We start from the raw sequence: 22,441 nt of genomic DNA, 5'->3' as shown, positions 1-22,441 counted from the left end.
TTCCTTCAGGCCGCCTTCCAGCGGGCCCTCCGGGCGCTTCGTTCTTTCGTGTTTCCAGCTTATCAGATGTTTTCCGCTCCGTTTTCCGGAGTTTCACTCACCCGATCCGCTTTCCTTCGGCCTTTCGGCGATCCAGACTCTATCAGATCGCTCTGACCGTCTTTCGCGCTTCCCGGGCTTTCAGGAGACTTTTGCCGAACCGACCTGACGGCCCGTCCGACGCCGTGAACCTTAGCCGATCCCCACTCCGAGAAGCGAACCCGACCACAATCCAGAAAAACACACAACAATTCCAGCCAAGACATGCCAGAGCACAACTCAGCTCGAACAGAAGAAGTGGTGTTTCAAAGGATTTGGCCGCCCCGGGACCGTCCGCGCCGATGCGTGTCCGGTGCTCCCTGCCGAGCGACTAGAGAACACTACCCCCATCGAGGGTCAAGGGCAAATCCCAGACCCCGACGATCCGGGTGCAGGCCGCACGACCTGCCTTGACGTACTCGCCGTTGGGGTGGTCGTTCGAGGTGATCCAGTGCCGGGCTGCGTCGGGGGCCCGACCGCCGTCGGTGTGGCGCCGCATCAGCCGGCTGTCCCGCTCCTGGTCGTCCGTCTCCACGTACCAGAGTTCGTTCATCAGGGCGCGGGCCTCGGACCAGGGGGCGTCGGAGCCGGCGAGGTAGTTGCCCTCGGTGATGACGAGTCGGGTGTGCGGTCGGACCACGTGCTGCGCGGCGACCGGTTCGTCGAGCGCCCGGTCGAAGCCGGGGGCATACACGTCCTGGAAGCGCTCGGCGAGGACTCTGCGCAGCAGGGCGACGTAGCCCCAGGCATCGAAGCTGGGCGGGGAGCCCTTGCGGTCGCGCAGGCCGAGGCGTTCGAGCTGGGCGTTGGAGAGGTGGAAGCCGTCCAGCGGAAGGAGGGCCGCGGTGCCGGAACCCACCTGGCGGTTGATCTCCTCGACCAGGAAGTGGGCCAGGGTGGATTTTCCGGCTCCGGGCGGGCCGGCCAGGCCGAGGATGCTCCGGCCGACGGTGTTGGTGCGGCCGTGCAGCATTCGAAGGGTCGATGCGAGGAGTTCCGCGCGGCCGCTGATCCGGGGCTGTTCCGTGTTCCCGGCGGCCGGGCGGCCGGCTCGCCCCGGGCCGGTGGGGCCGGGGGCGTCGGATCGGGCGCTGCGCTTGCTGTGGCCGTGCACGTGCATGGCCGCACCCTACTCACCGGCGCCGGTCGTGAGAACCGGCACCGCCAGTGTGAGCGTGCCCGCGTCGGCGTCGAGGTGGGCGGGGACACCGAGCGGCACGGTGAGGCTGGACGGGCCGTGGCCGAAGCCGAGTTCCCAGAGGACGGGTACGCCGAGTGGGCCGAGCCGGTCGAGCATGACGTCGCGCACCCGGTCGATCCGGCCGCAGCCTTCCCAGGAGCCGAGCGCGACGCCGGCCACGCCGTCGAGCGCGCCCGAGCGGATGAGCTGGGTGATGATGCGGTCGAGCCGGTACGGATGCTCGTTGACGTCCTCCAGCAGCAGGATCGTGCCTGCGAAGGAGTTCCGGGCGGTCGGGGTGCCCCGGTCCGTGGCCAGAGCGGAGGCGCAGCCGCCGGCGGTGATGCCGTGGGCTCGTCCCGGCACCAGGGGTTCGGCGGTGGCCGAGCCGAGGACCGTCGTGTCCGCCGGGTGGAACAGGGTGCGGCGCAGGTGGTCGGCCGTGGGGCGGTCGGTGATGAAGGTCGCGCCCGACGCCATCGGCCCGTACAGCGTCGGGATGCCCAGGTGCCAGGCGAAGGCCTCGTGCAGGACGGTGACGTCGCTGAAGCCGACCAGCACCTTCGGGGGCGCCGTGCGGAGTACGTCCCAGTCGAGCAGGTCGACCATCCGCTGCACGCCGTACCCGCCCCGGGCGCAGATGACAGCGGCGATCGTGGGGTCGAGCCAGGCGCGCTGGAAGTCCGTGGCGCGGGCGGCGTCGGTGCCGGCCAGGTGACGGAGGGTCGGGTGGGTATCGCGGAGGTGCTCGGCCGGTATGACGTCGAGCCCCCAGCTGCGGAGGATCTCCGTGCCGGCCGCGAGTCGGTCGGGTTCGACCGGACTGCTCGGGGCGACCAGCACGACCCGGTCCCCGGGGACCAGGCGGCGTGGGCGTCGGTCCGTGCTGGGTGGCTGGATTCGGTCCATCGTAGGGATCCCCCCTCGGGAGACGGTCCGTGGTGATCGGTCACCAACGGTATGCCCGCTCGGACGGGCCCCGATCACCCGAGGGGTGGTGGCGGTAGCGCTCGCAGAGGCCCAGCGGACCCGAAACACACCCGCATCCAACCAGCATCCGACCCGCAGCAGAACCACGGCAGTGCCGCAGCGGGAACCGCAACGGAGGCACAGGCGGACGCCGGGTGCGGTCCGGCCCCCGGCTGGGCCCGGACCGCACCCAGGGCTTCAGCGGACGCCCAGCATGCCCATCACCTCGCGTACCTCCGCCAGCGTGGCGTCGGCCTCGGCGTTGGCGCGCTCGTTGCCGGCTCGCAGGACGGCCCTCAGGTGGGCCCGGTCGGCTGCGAGTTCGGCGCGGCGGGCGCGGATCGGGCGGAAGTACTCGTTGACCGCCTCGGTGGCGCGCCGCTTCAGCGCGGCCGACCCGCCGTCACCGATCTCCTCGGCCACCTCCTGCGGGCTGCGTCCTTCGCACAGGGCGGCGAGCAGGACCAGGTTGGACACGCCGGGGCGCTGCTCGGGGTCGTAGCCGATGCGTCGTTCGGTGTCGGTCTTGGCACCCCGGATCAGTCGCGCGGTCCGGTCCTCGTCCGCGCCGAGGGCGATGGCGTTGCCCCGGCTCTTGCTCATCTTGCCGCCGTCGGTGCCGAGGAGCATCGGGGCTGCGGAGAGCAGCGCCTCGGGGGCGGGGAAGACCCCGGCCCCGTACCGGTCGTTGAAGCGGCGGGCGATGGTCCGTGCGGTCTCCAGGTGCGGCAGCTGGTCCTGGCCGACGGGGACGAGGTTCGCCTTGCAGAACAGGATGTCGGCGGCCTGGTGCACCGGATAGGTGAGCATCAGTCCGCTGACCGAGCCCTGCCGGGAGTGGGCGATCTCGTCCTTGACCGTGGGATTCCGCTGGAGTTCGGCGACGCTGACCAGGCTGAGGAAGGGGAGCAGCAGCTGGTTGAGGGCGGGTACGGCGCTGTGGGTGAAGATCGTGGCGTGTTCGGGGTCGACTCCGGCGGCCAGGTAGTCGAGGACGAGTTCCTCGGCCAGTTCGGCGGGGCGGTCGGCGGTGTCGCGGTCGGTGAGTGCCTGGTAGTCGGGGATGACCAGGAACAGTTCGACTCCGAGCCGCTGCAGTTCGACCCGGTTCTGCAGGGTGCCGAAGTAGTGGCCGAGGTGGAGCGGTCCGGTGGGACGGTCTCCGGTGAGGATGCGGTAGCGGCTGGGGTCCTGCCGGACCTGGGCGGTGCTGGTCTGCACGGGGTTCTCCTTCGGGCGGGCTGACGGGGTGTCGACACCGGTGCGCCGACGGTGGTGGCGCGTCCGTCGGTGTGGCCCGCGGGAAGGGGAACGCAACAGGGCCGCCCGTACGGACGGCCCTGGTCATACCTGGGTGGTGGCCGTCCTAGGACGGCCACCAGCTCAGGCACGGAAGCTGCTTCATGGCTCCGAGGATAGCGCCTCGCGGCCGGCGGCCGCCCGGGTTTCCTCCGGTCGGCCGGTCTCCCGCAGTCCTCGACGGTCATGGCCGGGGTTTCCTCGCGGAGGGTCTCGTCGCGGAAGAGGTCGGGCCGGCAGGCGCTGTACACGGTCGTCAGGACCGCGCCGAGCAGCAGGATCCCGCCGCCGATGACGAACACCGGGCCGGCTCCGAACACCGAGCCGCTTCCGTGGCCGGCACCGAAGGAACCGCCCAGGGTCTGGGCGAAGACCGCCGTCAGCACCAGTCCACCGAGCGGCGGTGCGATGCCCTTGAGCACCAGGTCGCGCAAGCTGCCGCGGAGTTCGCGGCCGGCTGCTCGGGCCACGGTCCGTCAGTCTTCCGTTTTCCCTTGGCTGCTCACGCACTCGTACGGGAGGATCATCCGACCAGCTTTTCGGAGGGCCCGTACTGATGACCTCGCTCGACCAGTCACCATCCGACAATCCACCGGGCCGGCCCTCGGCGGCCGACCGTGATGCAGCGGACGCCGAGGCCACCACCGCGGCCTGGCTCCTTGCCGGACTGGCGAGCAGACTCCGCGCGGCGTACGAGGAGGGTGCCGACGTCGGCGCACTGGCGGCGGCCTGCCGTCAACCGGAGTCCGAGGTGGTGCGGTTGCTGGGGCTCGCCGGGGCGAGGACGGCCGGGCAGCCCCGCGGTCTCCCGCGCACCGGGCCGACGGCCGTCCCGGCGGCCCCGGCCGCACCGCTCCCCGGAGGGCCGGACTTCCGGCGGACCCGTCGTCCGGCACCCTCCAGGCGGTTGAGCCGGCTGCACCCGCGCAGCGAGCCGGCGCCGCAGGCCGGGCCGGCGTCCGCACCCGTGCCACTCCCCCGGAGCGACGGCCCGGCACCGGCTGCGGAGAACGCCCCGCCGTCGACGGAGCCGCCGATCGCGGTGCAGCCACAGCCCCGCCGGGCACCGGAAGCGACCCCGGCGCCGCAGGCACCACCGGCACCCCAGGAGTCACGGGAACCAGCGGCACCGGACGCGCCGCAGACCCCGATGGGCATCCTGATCGGCGCCTCCCCGACGTACGCGGAGCCGCCGAGCACGCAGGGTTCCTCCGGTCCGCGCCGGGTGCCGGCCGAGCTGGTCCGGCTGGGTCGGGGCACCAGCCTGGCCGTGCTGCCGTCCTGGCGCACCGCCATCGCGGTGTCCGTCCCGACCGAACTGCTGCTCGCGGCGACCGGGCTGGCCTTCCAGGAGCTGCCCGGGGTCCGGCTCACCGTGCTGATCAACCCGGATGCGCTGCACGACCGTGAGCTGGACCTGCACGGCTGGCGTGCGGAGCGCGGAGCGGCGGGCACCGGCGACTGAGGCCGGTTACGGTCCGCTGTTCGGCACGTAGCCCAGGTGGACCGCGGCACCGGCCGTCAGGTGCGCCGGATTCCCCCGCACCGCGGCGAGCAGCTCGGGCAGTTGCGGTGGCCAGAGCGCCTCGGCGTGCTCGTCCGCCAGATCGGCCGGGGTCCACCAGCGCCAGCCGAGGATCCGGTCCGCCGCATGCGCCGCGCTGACGTCGCCGAGCGGGCCGCGCCGGGGCCCACTGGTGAGGAAGACGTGCTCGTGCTGCCGGACCGGGATGCCGTGCCAGGTGAAGTCGTGTTCCCAGGTGCAGAGCAGCGGGCCCGGTGCGAGGTCCGTCCAGCCGGTCTCCTCCCACAGCTCGCGCCGCGCGCCCTCGGCCGGGGACTCCCCCGCCTCGATCCCGCCGCCGGGCATGGTCCAGTGCACGCCCACCTCGACGTTGTCCGATCTCAGGAGGAAGACCGCGCCGTCGGGCGCGAGCACTACGGTTCGGGCCGCTCGCCTCGGGGTTCGCATCGGATCACCCTCGCAGCGTCCGGGGCCGCTGTCGAGCGGAATTTCGGCACCCCGGTGCCGAGGACGCGCAGGAACTCCCCTGCCCCGCACGGCGTCCCGGTTCTACCCTGGGGCCCATGCTCGGACCTGTGATCCTGCTGCCCTCCGATCCGCTGATGCCCCGCCGGCCCGACCCGCACTTCGTCTGGGAAGCTCAACTCGTACGGGAGTTGGGCGGGGAGTACGTGCTCGTCGACCACGACGCGCTGCTCGCCGGGGAGGCCGGTGCGGCGGTCCGCCGGGTGCCCGAAGCGTACGGGCCGCTCTGGTACCGGGGCTGGATGGTGCCCGTACCCGCCTACGCCACCCTGGCCGCCGCCCTCGCGGCCCGCGGCTGCTCCCTGCTGACCTCACCCGCCGCCTACGCCGATGCCCACGAACTGCCCGGCTGGTACCCGGTCTTCGAGGGCGCGACGCCGCCGAGCGCCTGGATCCCGGGCGGGGCGCCGGACCTCGGGGCGCTCACGGACGCCGCGCACCGGATCGGCGGGCGCGGTCCGGCCGTCGTCAAGGACTACGTCAAGTCCCGCAAGGAGGAGTGGGCCGAGGCGTGCTACGTGCCCGAGCTGGCCGATCTGGCGGGGCTGACCCGGGTGGTGTCCCGTTTCGTGGAGCTCCAGGGCGAGTTCCTGGCCGGTGGCGTGGTGCTGCGCCGGTACGAGGACTTCGCGCAGGACGAGCACGGGCGCACCGTGGAGGCCCGGGTCTGGTGGGTGGACGGCGAACCGGTCCTGGTCGGCCCGCACCCCGACAGCCCGCACGCCGAGGTCGACCCCGACCTCTCCGACGTCCGGCCGCTGGTCCGCGCACTGGGCTGCCGTTTCATCACCACCGACCTGGCCCGCCGGGCGGACGGAACCGGCTGGCGGGTGGTCGAGGTCGGCGACGGCCAGGTCAGCGGCCTGCCGCACGGCATCGACGCGTCCCCGCTGCTGACCTCGCTGCTCGCCGCGTGAACCTCCGGGCAGCGAGGTCGGCAGCCGCCCCGGCCCCCTCGGGCCGGGTACGGGCTCAGCCCGCCGCCGGGGCCGGCTCCAGGCGCTCCCGAGTGGGGTGCCCGTCCGCGACGAAGGCCCGCCACAGACCGGCGTACGCACCGTCGCGGCGCAGCAGTTCGTCGTGCGTTCCGTCCTCGACCACCCGGCCGCGGTCCAGGACGACGATCCGGTCGGCGCGCTGCGCGGTCGTCAGGCGGTGGGCGATGACCAGGGTGGTCCGTCCGCCGCTCAACCGGTCCGCCGCGTTGTTGACCGCCGCCTCGGTGGCCAGGTCGAGCGCGGCGGTGGCCTCGTCGAGGAGCAGCACGTCCGGGGCGACCAGTTCGGCGCGGGCGAGCGCGATCAGTTGGCGCTGTCCGGCCGAGAGGTTCCGGCCCCGGCCGGCGACCACGTGGTCGTAGCCGCCCGACAGCTCGGTGATCATCTCGTGCGCTCCGACCGCCCGGGCCGCGGCCTCGACCTCGGCGTCGGTGGCGGTGGTCCGGCCGTACGCGATGGCCTCCCGCACCGTCCCGGCGAAGAGGTACGCCTCCTGCGGGACGATGCCGAGCCGGTGCCGGTACTGGGCGAGATCGAACCGGGTGATGTCGGTGCCGTCGATCCGGACCGTGCCGCCGGTCGCGTCGTAGAACCGGGCGACCAGCTTGACCAGCGTGGACTTCCCCGCACCGGTCTCACCGACCAGGGCGACGGTCTGCCCGGCCGGGATGTGCAGGTCGACGGCGGACAGCACGTCGGGGTTCCCGTCGCCACCGCCGTTGTAGGCGAAGCTGACGTTCTCGAACCGGATCTCACCGCTGAGCTCCGACACCTGCACCGGGTGGTCCGCGTCGGGGGTGCTGGTCGGCGTCCGCAGCAGCTCGCGGATCCGGCCGAGGCCGACGGACGCCTGCTGGTAGCCGTCGAAGATCTGCGAGAGCTGGTTGACCGGCGCGAAGAAGAGGTCGATGTACAGCAGGTACGCCACCAGCGCACCGATCGTGAGCGTCCCGGCGTCCACCCGGGAGGCCCCGGCGATCAGCACCAGTGCGGCCGCCACGCTGGACAGGAACTGCACGAACGGGAAGTACAGCGAGATGTAGAGCTGCGCCCGGACCCGGGCGTCGCGGTACTCCGCTCCGCGGGCCACGAAGCGTGCGGTGTTGGCGTCCTGGCGCCGGAACGCCTGGACGATCCGCATGCCGGCCACGTTCTCCTGGAGGTCGGCGTTGACCGTACTGATCAGGTCCCGGGAGATCTGGTACTGGGTGGTCGACTTGCGGCGGAACACCACGGTCGCGATGACCAGCAGCGGGAGCACCGTGAAGACGACCAGGGCCAGGCCCGCGTCGATGACCAGCAGCGCACCGAGGATCCCGAAGAAGGTCAGCACGCTGATCACGGCCGTGACCACACCGGTCTGCAGGAAGCTCGAGATGGAGTCCACGTCGGTGGTCATCCGGGTCATGATCCGGCCGGACAGCTCGCGCTCGTAGTAGTCCAGGCCCAGCCGGTTCAGGTGGGCGAAGATCTTGAGCCGCAGGGTGTAGAGGACGCGCTCACCGGTCCGTCCGCTCACCCTGGTCTCCGCGGCCTGGACCAGCCAGTCGAGCAGCACGACCGCGAGGGCGGCCAGGGCGGCGACCACGACCCCGGACATCGCGGCCCTGCTGACGCCGTCGTCGATCCCGTGCCGGATCAGCACCGGGAGGGCGAGCCCGGCTGCCGAGTCCAGGGCGACCAGCACCAGGGCGACGGCCAGCGGGCGGCGGAAGGGCTTCAGCAGGCGGCCGAGGCTGAAGTCCGGGTCACCGGCCTCGGCCGCGGCCACCGGGACGTCGGGGGTGTCGGTGGCCGGTGGCAGTGCGGCCACCCGGGCGAGCAGTTCCGCCTTGTCGGGGGCGGCGGACTCGGCCCGCCCGCCCGCACCGGGCCGCACGGCGCCGTCGCGCGGCGCCTCCGGCTGCCCGGCCCGGACGGCGGCGGTGGCGGGAGCGGGACGGTCGGCCGCCTCGGGGTCGGTGATCAGCGCCCGGTACCGGGGACATCGCTCTTCGAGTTCCTCATGGGTACCGAGGTCGATCAGGCGGCCGCCCTCGAGCACGGCTATCCGGTCGGCCAGGTGCAGGGTGGACCGGCGGTGGGCGATGAGGAGCGTGGTCCGGCCGGCCATCACGCTGCTCAGCGCCTCGTGGATCTCGGCCTCGATCTGCGGGTCCACCGCAGAGGTCGCGTCGTCGAGCAGCAGCACCTGCGGATCGCTCAGGATCGCCCGCGCGAGGGCGATCCGCTGGCGCTGGCCGCCGGAGAGGGTGAGCCCCTGCTCCCCGACCTTGGTGTCGTAGCCCTCGGGCAGCTCGGCGATGAAGCCGTCCGCCCGCGCGGCCCGCGCCGCCGCCTCCACCTGCTCGTCGGTCGCGTCCGGGTGCCCGTACGCGATGTTGGTCCGGACGCTCTCGGAGAACAGGAAGCTGTCCTCGGGGACGATGCCCACCGTGCCGCGCACCGAGTCGAGCGTGAGCTCGCGCAGGTCGTGACCGTACAGCCGGACCGCGCCCGCGGTCGGGTCGTAGAACCTCGGCACGAGCTGCGCGACGGTCGACTTGCCCGAGCCGGAGGTGCCGACCAGTGCGAGCGTCTCGCCCTCGGCGAGTTCGAGGCTCAGCTGCTTGAGCACGAGCTCGGCGTCCTGCGCATCGCCGAAGCGGAAGTCCACCCGGTCGAGCTGGAGCGCGGGTGCCCCCGGGACGGGAGCGACCACCGGGCGGTCCGGCACGCCGGGACGGTCCGTCCCGGGACGGCGCCCGTCGGGCCGGGCGGCGCTGGTCCCGATCGCGCCGGGCCGGTCCGCGCTGTGGAAGCCGAGCTCGGCCGCGTCAGCCCGTTCCCCGATCACGGGCTGCTGGTCCACCAGCTGGAGCACCCGCTCGACACCGGCACGGGCCTGCTGGCCGACGGTGATCAGCATGGTGAGCATGCGGACCGGGCCGGTCATCTGCGCGAGGTAGGCGGAGAAGGCCACGAAGGTGCCCAGCGAGACCTGGCCGCGGACGGCGAGCCAGCCGCCCAGGGCGAGCACGGCGACCTGCCCGAGCGCGGGGACCGCCTGCATGGCGGGGGTGTAGCGGCTGGTGAGCCGGATCGAGCGGAGCCTCGCGCCGAACAGACTGCGCGACGCCTGCTCCAGCTTCCCGCGCTCCTGCGCCTCCTGGCCGAAACCCTTGACCACCCGGACGCCGCCGACCGCGCCGTCCACGACGCCCGCCACGGCCGCCGCCTCCTGCTGCGCCGCCCAGGTGGCCGGGAACAGCCGCTTCCGGCTGAGCGTGGCGATCCACCAGAGCAGCGGACCCATCACCAGCACCACCAGGGTGAGCGGCGGGGAGAGCCAGAGCATCACCAGGACCGACATGCCGAACATCAGGAAGTTGCCGGTCATCATCGGCAGCATGGAGAGCAGGCCGTTGATCAACTGGAGGTCCGAGGTGGCCCGGCCGACCACCTGGCCGACGTCGAGCGCGTCCTGGCGGGCACCGTCGAGCCGGGTGAGCGAGCGGAAGAGGTCGGTCCGCAGATCCTGCTGGACGTCCAGGGCCAGCTGGCCGCCGTAGTAGCGGCGGATCTGGGTGCAGACGAAGACGAGGGCGGCGGCCAGCAGCAGCACCGTCGCCCACGGTGCGAGCGAACGGGTGTGGGCGGTGATGACGTCGTCGATGATCAGCTTGGTGATCAGCGGGACGACGGCCGTGACGGCCATCCCCACCAGCGAGGCCCCGAAGGACAGCAGCACGCTCCGCCGGTAGCGCCAGCAGTAGCGCGACAGCCTGGAGAGCCATCCCGGCTCGGCCTGCGGCTGCGGCCCGGTCTGCACGTGCATCTGCGTCTGCGGAGTCGGCTCGGGCCAGGGGTGGGGGCCGCTCGCCGCACGGGTGGTTTCCGATTCTGTGCCGGACAGGTCGCGATCTGCCCTGCCGCCTGGCGAAAGCTCCGTTGTGGATCCGTGAGTCTCAGGCATATTTAGGGATACTAACCATTCGGTCGGGCGGGAGTCCATCGAGATTCCGACGGGCCTGCAGAGACAGGAACAGCGCGCGGGCCGACCTGCTTCCCGTCTTCCGCCGGCTTCCCTCAGCCTGGATGAACCCACAGGCGCAGCGCACCGGCCGGACGCCCTCGACCGGGGCCTCCATCGGTCCTAGGTCGCCCGCCCCGGGACCGCTCCCCGACGCCGAGCCTCGGCACCCGGCGACGAACGCCGGGCCCGCCCGACCGGGCTCAGCCCTCGCCGGGACCGGCGGTGGCGGCGGCCGCGGCGAACGCACCCAGCGCCAGGCGATGCAGCAGCGCCGCCATTCCGTCCCTGGTCAGGCCGGACCGCTCACCCTGAGCCGGCTGGGGCCCGGCACTGTGCGGAGTCGAGTTGATCAGCCCGAAGACCGCGTGGACGGCCGCCCTGGCGGTCCGCTCGCCGCCGGCCCCGGCCAGCACCGGGAACGCCTCGCGGACGACCTCCACCCACAGCTCGACGTAGCCGCGCTGGAGGCGCCGCACGCGCCGTCGGTCCTCCTCCTTCAGGTGCAGCAGTTCGCGGTCGTGCAGGGTGATCAGGTCGCGGTCGTCCAGTGCGAAGTCCACGTGTCCGCCGATCAGGGCGTCCAGCGCACCGGCCGCGTCCGGCGCGTCGCCGGCCCGGCGACGGCCCTCCTCCAGCAGCCTTTCGCTGATGCCGACCAGGAGGTCGGCGAGCATGGCGTCCTTGCCGGAGAAGTGCCGGTACAGACCCGGCCCGCTGATGCCGACCGCCTTGCCGATCTCGTCGACGCCGACACCGAGGAATCCGCGTGCGGCGAAGAGGCGCGCGGCCTCCTTCCGGATCTGGTCGCGGCGTGAGAGCGCGGAGGGAGCCTGGGCATTCGACATGACGTCCATCGTAGACAGTCGAGTTATCGACGGTTAACCTGGGCGGCAGGAGTTAACGCTCATTAACAGGGTGGCGGACTCACCTGTCCGCATGCCCGGCTCCGAGGGCAAGGGAGCTCTTGGGATGGTCTTCTCAACCGTCGGCCCGGCCACCGCCTCACCCGCAGGTGCGGCACCGGGGCTGTTCACCGACGCAAACACGGGCCCGTTCGAGGCAGCCGCCTCGCCGGCCTCCGCCGCGCCCGCACCCCGGCTGGAGAGTTCGGTGGACGCCGGCTCGGCCGCCTTCCGCGCGAACACCGCCGCCCACCGGGCCCTGGTGGCCGAGCTGCGGGAGAAGCTGGGGGCCGCCGCACTCGGCGGTGGCGCCAAGGCCCGGGCCCGCCACACCTCCCGGGGCAAGCTGCTGCCGCGCGACCGGGTGGACACGCTCCTCGACCCCGCCTCCCCCTTCCTGGAGCTGAGCCCGCTGGCGGCCGACGGGCTGTATGACGGCGCCGCCCCGGCGGCGGGCGTGATCGCCGGGATCGGCCGGGTGGCCGGGCGCGAGGTGGTGGTGGTCGCCAACGACGCCACCGTCAAGGGCGGCACCTACTACCCGATGACGGTCAAGAAGCACCTCCGGGCTCAGGAAGTAGCCCTGGAGAACCGCCTCCCGTGCATCTACCTGGTGGACTCCGGCGGCGCTTTCCTCCCGATGCAGGACGAGGTCTTCCCCGACCGTGACCACTTCGGACGGATCTTCTACAACCAGGCGCGCCTCTCCGCCGCCGGGATCCCGCAGATCGCGGCGGTGCTCGGCTCGTGCACGGCGGGCGGCGCCTACGTCCCGGCGATGAGCGACCAGGCGGTGATCGTCCGCAACCAGGGCACCATCTTCCTCGGCGGCCCGCCGCTGGTGAAGGCGGCGACGGGCGAGGTCGTCACCGCCGAGGAGCTGGGCGGCGGCGAACTGCACTCCCGCACCTCGGGCGTGACGGACCACCTGGCCGAGGACGACGCCCACGCGCTCTCCATCGTCCGGACCATCGTCTCCGAGCTCGGCGCCCGGCCCCGAAAGCCCTGGCCGCTGACTCCGGCTGAGCCGCCCGCGGTGGACCCGGCGAGCCTGTACGGCGCCGTGCCCGTCGACCCCAGGACCCCGTACGACGTCCGTGAGGTGATCGCCCGGATCGTGGACGGCAGCCGGTTCGCCGAGTTCAAGGCGGAGTACGGCGCCACCCTCGTCACCGGGTTCGCCCGGATCCACGGCCACCCGGTCGGGATCGTCGCCAACAACGGTGTGCTGTTCGCCGAGTCCGCCCTCAAGGGCGCCCACTTCGTCGAGTTGTGCGACCAGCGCGGCATCCCCCTCCTCTTCCTGCAGAACATCACCGGCTTCATGGTCGGGCGGCAGTACGAGGCGGGCGGCATCGCCAAGCACGGCGCCAAGATGGTCACGGCCGTCGCCTGCACCCGGGTCCCGAAGCTGACCGTGGTGATCGGCGGCTCGTACGGCGCGGGCAACTACTCGATGTGCGGACGCGCCTACTCACCCCGCTTCCTGTGGATGTGGCCCGGGGCGAAGATCTCGGTCATGGGAGGTGAGCAGGCGGCCTCCGTCCTGGCCACCGTGCGCCGGGACCAGCTGGAGGCACAGGGCGAGGAGTGGCCCGTCGAGGCCGAGGAGCAGTTCAAGCGGCCCGTCCGGGAGCAGTACGAGCGGCAGGGCAATGCCTACTACTCGACGGCCCGGCTCTGGGACGACGGTGTGATCGACCCCATGGACACCCGCACCGTGCTCGGTCTCGCCCTCACCACCTGCGCCAACGCCCCGCTCGCCGACCCCCGTCCGTACGGCGTCTTCCGCATGTGAGCCGGCGGCTCCGGCCCCGATCCGCGCACCCGCGCACGGGGCCGGCCGCCTGCCCAGCCCACTGCCCCACCACGGCTCCCCTCGACCCGGAGGAACTCCTCCCATGTTCGACACAGTTCTGGTCGCCAACCGAGGCGAGATCGCGGTACGGGTGATCCGTACCCTCCGGAAGCTCGGCGTCCGCTCGGTCGCCGTCTTCAGCGACGCCGACGCCGACGCGCCGCACGTCCGCGAAGCCGATGTCGCCGTCCGGCTCGGCCCGGCCGGGCACAGCGACAGTTCGGCCATCGAGACGTACCTGCGGACCGACCAGATCCTGGCGGCCGCCCGGCGCACCGGCGCCCAGGCCGTCCACCCCGGGTACGGCTTCCTGGCCGAGAACCCGGCCTTCGCCCGCGCCTGTGCCGAGGCCGGCCTGGTCTTCGTCGGCCCGCCGCCCACAGCCGTGGAACTGATGGGCGACAAGATCAACGCCAAGGAGGCCGTCCGAGCCGCCGGAGTGCCCGTCGTCCCCGGCAGCCAGGGCGGAAACCCGACCGACGCCGAGCTCACCGCGGCGGCCGCGGAGATCGGCTACCCGGTGCTGCTCAAGCCCTCCGCCGGCGGCGGCGGCAAGGGCATGCGCCTGGTCCGCGACCCGGACGACCTGGCCGCCGAACTGGCCGCCGCCCGTCGGGTCGCCCGCACCGCCTTCGGCGACGACACCCTGCTGGTCGAGCGCTGGGTGGACCGGCCGAGGCACATCGAGGTACAGGTCCTGGCCGACACCCACGGCCGCACCGTGCACCTCGGCGAGCGCGAGTGCAGCCTGCAGCGCCGCCACCAGAAACTGATCGAAGAGGCACCCTCCGTTCTGCTGAACCCGGAGACCCGGGCCGCCATGGGAGCAGCCGCCGTCCGGGCCGTCGAGGCGTGCGGCTACACCGGCGCCGGCACGGTGGAGTTCATCGTGCCGGGCGTGGACCCCGACGGGCCGGCCCCCGACGGCGTCCTCGACTTCTTCTTCATGGAGATGAACACCCGCCTCCAGGTGGAGCACCCCGTCACCGAACTGGCCATCGCCGTCGGCGCGGACACCGGCCGCCCCGAGCGGCTCGACCTGGTGGAGTGGCAACTCCGCGTCGCCGCAGGCGAATCCCTGCCGTTCACCCAGCCCGACATCTCCTTCCTGGGCCACGCGATCGAGGCCCGCATCTGCGCCGAGGACCCGGACCGCGACTTCCTGCCCACCGGCGGCCGGATCCTGCTGCTGGACGAGCCGCACGGCCCCGGCATCCGCGTCGACTCCGGTGTCGGCCCCGGCAGCGAGATCGGCAGCCTCTACGACCCCATGCTGGCGAAAGTCATCGCGTACGGGCCCGACCGCCCGACCGCGCTGCGCCGCCTGCGGGCCGCACTCGCCGAGACCCGGATTCTCGGCGTCACCACCAACACCGGCTACCTGCGGCGACTGCTCGCCCACCCCGATGTCGCAGCCGGACGGCTCGACACCGGCCTGGTCGAACGGACTGCCGAGCTCCACCCCGAACTGCTGGCCTCCCCCTACACGGCACACCCGGCCGACGAGCCGGCCGGCGGACTGACCGCCGCCGACGCACCGTCAGAGCGCGCGCCGCACGGAGGTTCGGACGGCCGTACCGATGGCGAGCCCCCTTCCGTCACCGGCGCCTCCCCGGCGGAGACGCTCTACTACGCGGCCGCACTGACCCGGCATCTGGGCCTGGCACCCGCCGTCGCCTCCAACGGCTGGACCGACCCGTTCTCCGTCCCCTCCGGCTGGCGCCTCGGCGGCGAGGCCGCCTGGACCACCCACCGGCTCCGGCTCCCGGGGCACGAACCCGTCTCCGTTCTCGTCCGCCCCGTCGCCGACCGCAACGTACCCGACACCACTGACAGGCCCCAGGAAACCACCCCTGACCTGCACATCCGCCTGGGTGAGGGCCCCATCCGACTCGCCCGCGCGGCCCGGGCCGTCGGCCGGGTGCACCTCACCGTGGACGGCCTGCAGAGCACCTTCGCACACACCACTGACAACAGCCCCGGCAACGCCGCCGGACCGGTCACCTGGCTGGGCATCGACGGCGACGCCTGGGCGCTCCACCCCCATGACCCGGTGGCCGACCGGACCTCCGCCTCCGCCGCCCATCACGGCGCGCTCACCGCACCGATGCCGGGCACCGTGACGGTGGTCAAGGTCACCGTCGGCGAGCAGGTCAGGCGCGGCCAGCCGCTGCTGGTCCTGGAGGCCATGAAGATGGAACACGTGATCTCCGCGCCGCACGACGGCACGGTCGGCGAGCTGCGGGCCACCGCCGGAACCACCGTTGCCATGGAGGAGTTGCTGGCCGTGGTGACGCCTTCCGACGAGCAGTCCACCGAGGTGACGTCATGACCTCCGCACACCCGAATCCGACCCCGAATCCGACCCCGAGCCCGGTTTCGAACACCGGCCGGGAGCCCGACGCCGTCGACCTGGGTCTGCCGGATGTCGTGCGGGACCCGGCGCTGCCCGCCCGGGTGCGCATCCACGAGGTCGGCCCGCGCGACGGGCTGCAGAACGAGAAGTCGCTCGTTCCGGTCGAGGTGAAGGCCGAGTTCATCGAACGGCTCGCCGCCGCCGGGCTGCAAACCGTGGAAGCCACCAGTTTCGTCCACCCCAAGTGGGTTCCGCAGCTGGCCGACGCGGAGGAGCTGATGCCCGAGCTCGCCGGGCTCACCGACCGCCACCCGGGCCTTCGGCTGCCGGTACTGGTCCCCAACGAGCGCGGCCTCGACCGCGCGCTCGCCCACCGCGCCACCGACATCGCGGTCTTCGCCAGCGCCACCGAGACCTTCGCGCGGCGCAACCTCAACCGGTCGGCCGACGAGGCCCTGGAGATGTTCCGGCCGGTCGTCGCCCGAGCCGCCGAGGCGGGCGTCCCGACCCGGGGCTACCTCTCGATGTGCTTCGGCGACCCGTGGGAGGGGCCGGTCCCGCAGGCCCAGGTCATCGATTTCGGTCTGCGCCTGCTCGACCTGGGCTGCACCGAGCTGAGCCTCGGCGACACCATCGGCGTGGCCACCCCCGGGCAGGTCACCACCCTGCTCGCGGGCTTCGTCCGGGCCGGCGTGCCCGTCGAGCGGATCGCCGTCCACTTCCATGACACCTACGGTCAGGCCCTGGCCAACACCCTGGCCGCGCTGCGCAGCGGGGTGACCGTCGTGGACGCCTCGGCCGGCGGTCTCGGCGGCTGCCCCTACGCCAAGAGCGCGACCGGCAACCTCGCCACCGAGGACCTGGTCTGGATGCTGCACGGGCTCGGCATCGAGACCGGCGTCGATCTGCGCGCCCTGGTCGCGACCAGCGGCTGGATGGCGCAGCAGCTCGGCCGCCCGAGCCCGTCCCGCGCGGTCCAGGCCCTGTTCCACCAACCGGCCTGACCGTCCCGGCCCGCACCCGGCCCGGGGTGCCCTGCTCCGGGGCCGCTCCGGGCCCGGGTCCCTTCCCGGGGCTCCCGCCCATGGACCACCGGCCGCTGCGGCCGCCCCACAGTCGACACCGTCGGCCTTCCGAGCCGCGACCCAGGAGGATCACCATGCTCGACCACCGCCTCGACCACGAATACGAGGAACTGCGGCGCACGGTCGCCGAGTTCGCCCAGGACGTGGTCGCCCCGAAGATCGGGGAGTTCTACGAGCAGGGCGAGTTCCCGTACGAGATCGTCCGCGAGATGGGGCGGATGGGGCTCTTCGGCCTGCCGTTCCCGGAGGAGTACGGCGGCATGGGCGGCGACTACTTCGCGCTCTGCCTCGCACTGGAGGAGCTGGCCCGGGTGGACTCCTCGGTCGCCATCACCCTGGAGGCGGCGGTCTCGCTCGGCGCGATGCCGATCTACCGCTTCGGGACGGAGGAGCAGAAGCAGGAGTGGCTGCCCCGGCTGACCTCGGGCGAGATGCTCGGCGCCTTCGGGCTGACCGAGCCGGAGGGCGGCTCGGACGCGGGCGCCACGCGGACCACCGCACGCTTCGACGAGGCCACCGACGAGTGGGTGATCAACGGTACGAAGTGCTTCATCACCAACTCCGGCACGGAGATCACGGGCCTGGTCACCGTGACCGCACTGACCGAGCCGATCACCCGTTCGAGTGAAGATGGCTCGGAGCCCTCGCCAAAGCGGGAGATCTCCTCCATCATCGTCCCCACCGGAACCCCGGGCTTCACGGTCTCGAAGAAGTACTCCAAGGTCGGGTGGAACGCCTCCGACACCCGCGAACTGTCCTTCACCGAATGCCGAGTCCCGGCAGCCAACCTGCTGGGTGCGCGTGGCCGCGGTTACGCGCAGTTCCTGCGGATCCTCGACGAGGGCCGTATCGCCATCGCAGCCCTGGCCACCGGCCTGGCCCAGGGGTGCGTCGACCAGTCGGTCCTCTACGCCGGTACCCGCCGGGCCTTCGGCCGGGCGATCGGCGCCAACCAGGCCATCCAGTTCAAGCTCGCCGACATGGAGATGCGCGCTCACACCTCCCGCCTCGCCTGGCGGGACGCCGCCTCCCGGCTGCTGCACTCCGAGCCCTTCAAGAAGGAGGCGGCGATCGCCAAGCTGTACTCCTCCGAAGCCGCCGTCGACAACGCACGGGAGGCCACCCAGATCCACGGCGGGTACGGCTTCATGAACGAATTCCCGGTCGCACGGTTCTGGCGCGACTGCAAGATCCTCGAGATCGGCGAGGGCACCTCCGAGGTCCAGCGGATGCTGATCGCAAGGGAGTTGGGCGTCACCTCCTGAGGTCGCACCACGACGACCACCCGGTGGTTTCGAGACCGCGCCCTGCGGCAGCCCGAGCTTCGGGCCGCCGCAGGGCGATCCCGGTATCGATCGGTGCGAGTCCGGCGACGGGCCCCGGACCTGACCGGGCCGGTCTGCCTGCCCCGACCGGCTCATCCCGCCTGCCCGGACTGACTCATTCCGTCAGCCCGGCCCGACCCGACCCATCAGTCCGGACCGATCCGTCTGCCTGACTCGACCCATCGGCCCGGGCCGATCCACCAGCCCGACCTGCTCCGTCTGACCGGACCGGTCCACCACCCCGGTCCGACCCAGCTGGGGCCACGTCAGGGGATCACGATCACCGGCCGGTTGGCCCGCCTGGCCAGCCTTCCGGAGACCGAACCGAAGAGCTTGCCGAGCAGGCCGTGGGTGCTCCCCACCACGATCGCGTCGGCGGCGTACTCCCGGCCGACCTCCTCGATCTCGTGGCAGATGTCGCCGCCGCGCTCCACCAGGATCCAGGGCACCCCGGCGAGGAAGTCCGCGCAGGCCAGCTCAAGGCCGAGGATCTCCGTACGGTGATCCGGGAGGTCGACGAAGACGGGGGGTTCACAGCCGGCCCAGACCGTGGCCGGCAGGCGGTTGGCAACGTGGACGATCACCAGCCCGCACTGGGAGCGACGCGCCATACCGACCGCGTACGCCAGCGCGCGCTCGCTGGAGAGCGAACCGTCGAAACCGACCACGACACCGTGCTGGAAGGCCGGGTCGCAGGGGCGCACGGGCTGCTCCTGCGGCGTCGCGCCGCTCTCCCCGTCGGCACTGCCGGCTGCGCGGGCACCGCGCGGTCGGCCGACGGGCACACCGGCACCGTCCGTCACGGCGTCCCCCATCTGCTCTCCCCTGTGATCGCCTCTCCGCTGCCGGGGCTTCGGCCAGCCCCTGCGGTCGATGTCCCGGGCAGAGGCCGCTGAAGGCCGTCGACTCTCCGGCACGGCCGATGCGGCGCCCCCGGGTGCGGTCGCGACACCGCGCACGAGGGCGGGCGCACCGTGCTCAGCGGGCTCACCCGGCGCAGGGGGCGCGGGGTCGTTCGGGACCGCGTCCGCCGGCGGCGCGACAACATCTGCGTCAGCAGATCTGGAGGACTCAAAACCAGCCATGGCTCAAGGCTCTTCGAGTGGGGTCGGCCAACAGGAAAGGACGTGGTTGTCGAGGCAACAGGCCCGCCCATGACACCGATTCGGTCTCCGCAGAGCAGCACCGACTGTGACCTGTTCCTTTCAGAGTACGACGAGGGCGAGGCCCGGCCCAGCAGCAGCGCCCCGTAACGGCGACGATCCCGCTAACGAGCGATGCGTGCACCGATATTTCGCGCCCCCTCTCGGCAGTCTCGCGCCTGCGAGAAAAGAGGTTCCCTGGAGCTTCGCCGAGGAGGCGCGCCGATGCAACAGCGCCCGCGCACAACGTGACCCGACTGTCATCGAGCACTTTCGCTCCGTCGGCGCTCCCCGGGCCAGCTGGCCGATCCAAACACCCCTACTGCCCCATGCGCCCCAGCTGTTCCGTTGGTCCATGACGCTCCGGTTTCAGCCAATTACGTACGGTTCGGGCCTACGTCTGGCAATTGCCTCATGCATACCCCGGGGCACTGGCAGCATGCTGCGCATGCCGCTGCTCTTGTTCGATCTCGACAACACCCTGCTGCCCAGGGATGCCGCGTTCCTGGCCTGGGCCCGGGACTTCCTCGACGAAAACCGACTGCCCGCCGGCGACCTGAGCTGGTTCGCCACCATCGACGGCGGCGGCTACGTGCCGCGCAGTACCGTCCTCGGGGCGGCCAAGCGCCGCTACGGGCTCGACCACTCCCTCGAGTTCCTCCTCGCGCACTACCGGCGAGGCATCAACGCCCACATCCACTGCCCCGCCTCACACGTAGCAGCGCTGCAGTCCGCCCGGGCGGCAGGCTGGACGCTCGGCATCGTCAGCAACGGCAACACCAAGCCGCAGCTGGAGAAGATCCACCGCACCGGCCTCGGCCCCCTGGTGGACGGGTGGGTGATCTCCGAGGAAGCCCGCTGCGTGAAGCCGGACCCGCAGATCTTCGAGATCGCCGCCAGGCGCTGCGGGGTCGTGCCGGCCCGCGACTGGACCTCCCAGACCTGGATGGTCGGCGACTACGGCCCCGCCGACATCGCGGGCGCCGAGGTGACCGGGCTGCGCAGCGTCTGGCTGCACCACGGCCGCCCTTGGGCCGAGGACGGCTACCGCCCCACCCTCAGCGCGGCCGGCCTGCCGGAGGCCGTCGGGCTGGTCCTGAGCGCCCGCACCGCCCCCGGCTCCCAGCCGCGCCAACGGCCCACCACCCGGTCCGGGTTCGCCACCGCAGCGTCAAGCCTCGCACCGCTGAGAGGAGTTCCGGAGGGGAAGCAGGTTCTGGGCGTCGGTGGTGCGCCGTCACCGCACCGGTACGCCACCGTCTCCCGGCTCGCCGACGGTGCGACCGGCTGAGCCGGCACCACGGGACCCCAGAGCCTGAGCAGTGCCCCCCCAGGCCCCAGGCCCCAGGCCCCAGGCCCCAGGCCCCAGGCCCCAGGCCCCAGGCCCCAGGCGCAAGGATGCAGGCGGAGGGAGCGGGGAGGCGGAAGGCACGGGGAGACGGAGGAAGCGCGGAAATCGGGGCGCCGGACCGGGGAGCACCGGGGAACGACCCTGCCCGGGGCCACGGCCAGGCCGGCCCCGCCCCGGCCTCCGACCCGACCGCCGTACCGGTCCGCGGTGGGCCGACCGAAGTGCTACCGCGAACGCCACCAGCGTGCCAGGCCCTGTTCGGTGAAGCCGAGTCTGCGGTAGAGGGGTTCACCGAGCAGTGTGGCCGTCAGTGTCGCCACCCGTCCCGGGTGGGCCGCCAGGGCCTGCGAGAGCACGGCGCGAGCAAGACCCTTCGAACGGTGGACCGGCAGGGTGGCGACCCAGTAGACGCCCACCGTCTCACCGTTGTCGTACGTCACACAGGCGGCGGCCGGCTGCCCGCCCACAGCCCGGCCACCCGTACCCCGCCCACCCATACCCTGGCCGCCCGCACTCCGGCCGATCAGTCCCCGACCGGAGGAGGCCGACCACCCGTCAGCTCCGTCAGCTCCGCCGACTCCCCCCGCTCCATCCGCTCCGCCCGCCGCGTCCACCCGGGCCAGCCAGAAGCGGAAGCCGGGTTGCTCCAGCAGCTCCGGTGGCAGCAGCCCGCCCCGGCCGCCGGGACTCCCGGCCGCCGCCAGCGCCGTCGCCACCGGGAAGCCGTCCACCACGGTCCGTTCCACCTCGGCGAGGCCTTCGGCGCCGGTCTCCTCACCGACCGTCAGAAGCGCTGCGGGGGCACCGCCTACCCCGTCCGGCCGGGCCGTCCCGGTGCGGCGCGGACTCGGCCGGTCCGCCACCGCATCGGGTTCGCGCGTCATCACCGGCATCGACAGCGAGGATTCGAGACCGGAGGCAGCGAGTTCCAGCCCCTGGTACGGGTCCTCCAGACAGCACCGTCCGGTGTCCCATTCACGGAGCAGAGTGCGTATTTCCGCAGTCAGTCGCTGCGGATCCGAGTAGGGGCGGGTGATCACGACCCTGGGGAGATCGGCGCCGTCGCGGGTACAGCGCACCGCCGTGAATCCGGGTCTGCGGAGGTGATCCCAACCACGCGCCCGCGCCTGGGCGGACCAGAAGTCCGCTGCGTTGTCGTTGGCCTGTTCGAGCCTGCTCCGCAGCTCCGAGGTGGGTCTCATGAGCCGACCCTAACCACCCGTCACAAAATCCCGGTCAGGCCCTTGAAGTCTGGGGAGTGGGCCGCGCAATGGGCTCGCAGCGGCGCACGGCGAAAGGTCGCGCGCCCCCTTCTCCAACCGTCTGTTTTCAGTCAATCTCGGCCCACCCCCTACCCATTGGGCAAAGCCGCAGCCCAGACCGCTCGGCGCAGCGCCGCCCGCCTCGATCCCCGGCAACGGGTCGTGCAACAACAAGCCACCGTTCCCCCCGCCCCCTTCCCAGAGGGGTCGCGGGATGCCACGCTTCGTGATCGAATGCATCACGCCAAATTGCCATGTCGACATAGCGTCGGATGGTGAACTTGTCACAACGGCAACGGTCCACCCAGTAGATTCGATCTTGGCGAACAGTGCGGCACCACCACACCACACCACCGAGGGGGCTGGAGCGCCTTGAGCAGGGTGAGCAGGAGCGACGCGGGTCCTGACGGCGGCCAGTCGCCGACCGGTCGCACGAGCCGGGCCGCCAGAGGCGACGCGCCCGCGCAGCCGCCGATGCCGACCCCGACGACCAGACTGCCCCGGGTGCCGCAGGCCGGCCCGCACACCGCCGTCCCCCGCTCCGCCAACGCCCCCGCCCCCCAGTCCGCGA

16 protein-coding genes are annotated in these 22,441 nt (G+C 72.4%); 8 read left to right on the top strand and 8 right to left on the bottom strand.

The annotated features are described in order from the left end of the window. Positions 1–208 (top strand): hypothetical protein (locus ACFC1R_RS07800; protein WP_375934380.1); only part of this gene is annotated, 208 nt, incomplete at its 5' end. Between the two features lie 201 nt (positions 209–409). Here the strand turns inward: ACFC1R_RS07800 and ACFC1R_RS07795 are convergent. The 3 genes from ACFC1R_RS07795 to trpS form a co-directional block, all read right to left on the bottom strand. After that, on the bottom strand, positions 410–1,198 hold the full coding sequence (locus ACFC1R_RS07795; RefSeq protein WP_375934377.1) for a nucleoside/nucleotide kinase family protein: 789 nt from the start codon (positions 1,196–1,198) through the stop codon (positions 410–412). 9 nt (positions 1,199–1,207) lie between these two features. Further along, entirely contained in the window at positions 1,208–2,167 is a 960-nt protein-coding gene (locus ACFC1R_RS07790; RefSeq protein ID WP_375934374.1) for an LD-carboxypeptidase, read from the bottom strand. 258 nt (positions 2,168–2,425) lie between these two features. After that, positions 2,426–3,448 (bottom strand): tryptophan--tRNA ligase, encoded by a 1,023-nt coding sequence (trpS, locus tag ACFC1R_RS07785; RefSeq protein WP_375934371.1) that lies wholly within the window; start codon positions 3,446–3,448, stop codon positions 2,426–2,428. Between the two features lie 634 nt (positions 3,449–4,082). Between trpS and ACFC1R_RS07780 the strand changes: the two genes are divergently transcribed. Beyond that, positions 4,083–4,991, top strand: coding sequence for a hypothetical protein (locus ACFC1R_RS07780; RefSeq protein WP_375934369.1), 909 nt, complete (start codon positions 4,083–4,085; stop codon positions 4,989–4,991). A gap of 6 nt (positions 4,992–4,997) precedes the next feature. Here ACFC1R_RS07780 and ACFC1R_RS07775 read toward each other — a convergent pair whose 3' ends face one another. Further along, the gene (locus tag ACFC1R_RS07775) at positions 4,998–5,498 is read right to left on the bottom strand and encodes an NUDIX hydrolase (protein WP_375934366.1); all 501 of its coding nucleotides are present in this window, start codon (positions 5,496–5,498) and stop codon (positions 4,998–5,000) included. A gap of 116 nt (positions 5,499–5,614) precedes the next feature. Between ACFC1R_RS07775 and ACFC1R_RS07770 the strand changes: the two genes are divergently transcribed. Beyond that, a complete protein-coding gene (locus ACFC1R_RS07770) occupies positions 5,615–6,493 on the top strand; it encodes an ATP-grasp domain-containing protein (RefSeq protein WP_375934363.1) in 879 nt (292 codons plus the stop codon). A gap of 55 nt (positions 6,494–6,548) precedes the next feature. On the opposite strand, the gene ACFC1R_RS07765 is transcribed toward ACFC1R_RS07770, so the two are convergent. Together ACFC1R_RS07765 and ACFC1R_RS07760 are read right to left on the bottom strand one after the other, a co-directional pair. Continuing rightward, positions 6,549–10,391, bottom strand: coding sequence for an ABC transporter ATP-binding protein (locus ACFC1R_RS07765; protein WP_375934360.1), 3,843 nt, complete (start codon positions 10,389–10,391; stop codon positions 6,549–6,551). Positions 10,392–10,789: 398 nt separating this feature from the next. After that, a complete protein-coding gene (locus tag ACFC1R_RS07760; protein ID WP_375934357.1) occupies positions 10,790–11,434 on the bottom strand; it encodes a TetR/AcrR family transcriptional regulator in 645 nt (214 codons plus the stop codon). A gap of 124 nt (positions 11,435–11,558) precedes the next feature. On the opposite strand from ACFC1R_RS07760, the gene ACFC1R_RS07755 reads away from it, so the two are divergent. The 4 genes from ACFC1R_RS07755 to ACFC1R_RS07740 all read left to right on the top strand — a co-directional run bounded on the left by ACFC1R_RS07755 (position 11,559) and on the right by ACFC1R_RS07740 (position 18,055). Beyond that, positions 11,559–13,289 (top strand): carboxyl transferase domain-containing protein, encoded by a 1,731-nt coding sequence (locus tag ACFC1R_RS07755; RefSeq protein WP_375934354.1) that lies wholly within the window; start codon positions 11,559–11,561, stop codon positions 13,287–13,289. A 103-nt stretch (positions 13,290–13,392) separates the two neighbouring features. Then, positions 13,393–15,681: an acetyl/propionyl/methylcrotonyl-CoA carboxylase subunit alpha gene (locus ACFC1R_RS07750; RefSeq protein WP_375934351.1), complete on the top strand. Its 2,289-nt coding sequence runs from the start codon at positions 13,393–13,395 to the stop codon at positions 15,679–15,681. After that, complete coding sequence (locus ACFC1R_RS07745) at positions 15,678–16,709, top strand: hydroxymethylglutaryl-CoA lyase (protein ID WP_375934348.1); 1,032 nt, start codon at positions 15,678–15,680, stop codon at positions 16,707–16,709. Before ACFC1R_RS07750 ends, ACFC1R_RS07745 begins: the two co-directional genes overlap by 4 nt. Positions 16,710–16,864: 155 nt before the next feature. Next, positions 16,865–18,055 (top strand): acyl-CoA dehydrogenase family protein, encoded by a 1,191-nt coding sequence (locus ACFC1R_RS07740; protein ID WP_375934346.1) that lies wholly within the window; start codon positions 16,865–16,867, stop codon positions 18,053–18,055. Between the two features lie 326 nt (positions 18,056–18,381). Here the strand turns inward: ACFC1R_RS07740 and ACFC1R_RS07735 are convergent, their stop codons facing one another. Further along, the gene (locus ACFC1R_RS07735) at positions 18,382–18,930 is read right to left on the bottom strand and encodes a universal stress protein (RefSeq protein ID WP_375934343.1); all 549 of its coding nucleotides are present in this window, start codon (positions 18,928–18,930) and stop codon (positions 18,382–18,384) included. 775 nt (positions 18,931–19,705) lie between these two features. Between ACFC1R_RS07735 and ACFC1R_RS07730 the strand changes: the two genes are divergently transcribed. Next, positions 19,706–20,548, top strand: a complete 843-nt coding sequence (locus tag ACFC1R_RS07730) for an HAD family hydrolase (RefSeq protein ID WP_375934340.1) — start codon at positions 19,706–19,708, stop codon at positions 20,546–20,548. A gap of 284 nt (positions 20,549–20,832) precedes the next feature. Here the strand turns inward: ACFC1R_RS07730 and ACFC1R_RS07725 are convergent, their stop codons facing one another. Continuing rightward, positions 20,833–21,810, bottom strand: a complete 978-nt coding sequence (locus tag ACFC1R_RS07725) for a GNAT family N-acetyltransferase (protein ID WP_375934337.1) — start codon at positions 21,808–21,810, stop codon at positions 20,833–20,835. Positions 21,811–22,441 lie beyond the last annotated feature (631 nt).

It is taken from the genome of Kitasatospora sp. NPDC056138 (assembly GCF_042264695.1).
In the GTDB taxonomy this organism is placed as follows: domain Bacteria; phylum Actinomycetota; class Actinomycetes; order Streptomycetales; family Streptomycetaceae; genus Kitasatospora.
The sequence above is the reverse complement of the archived record's forward strand: the minus strand, read 5'-3'. Positions and strand labels throughout refer to the sequence as shown.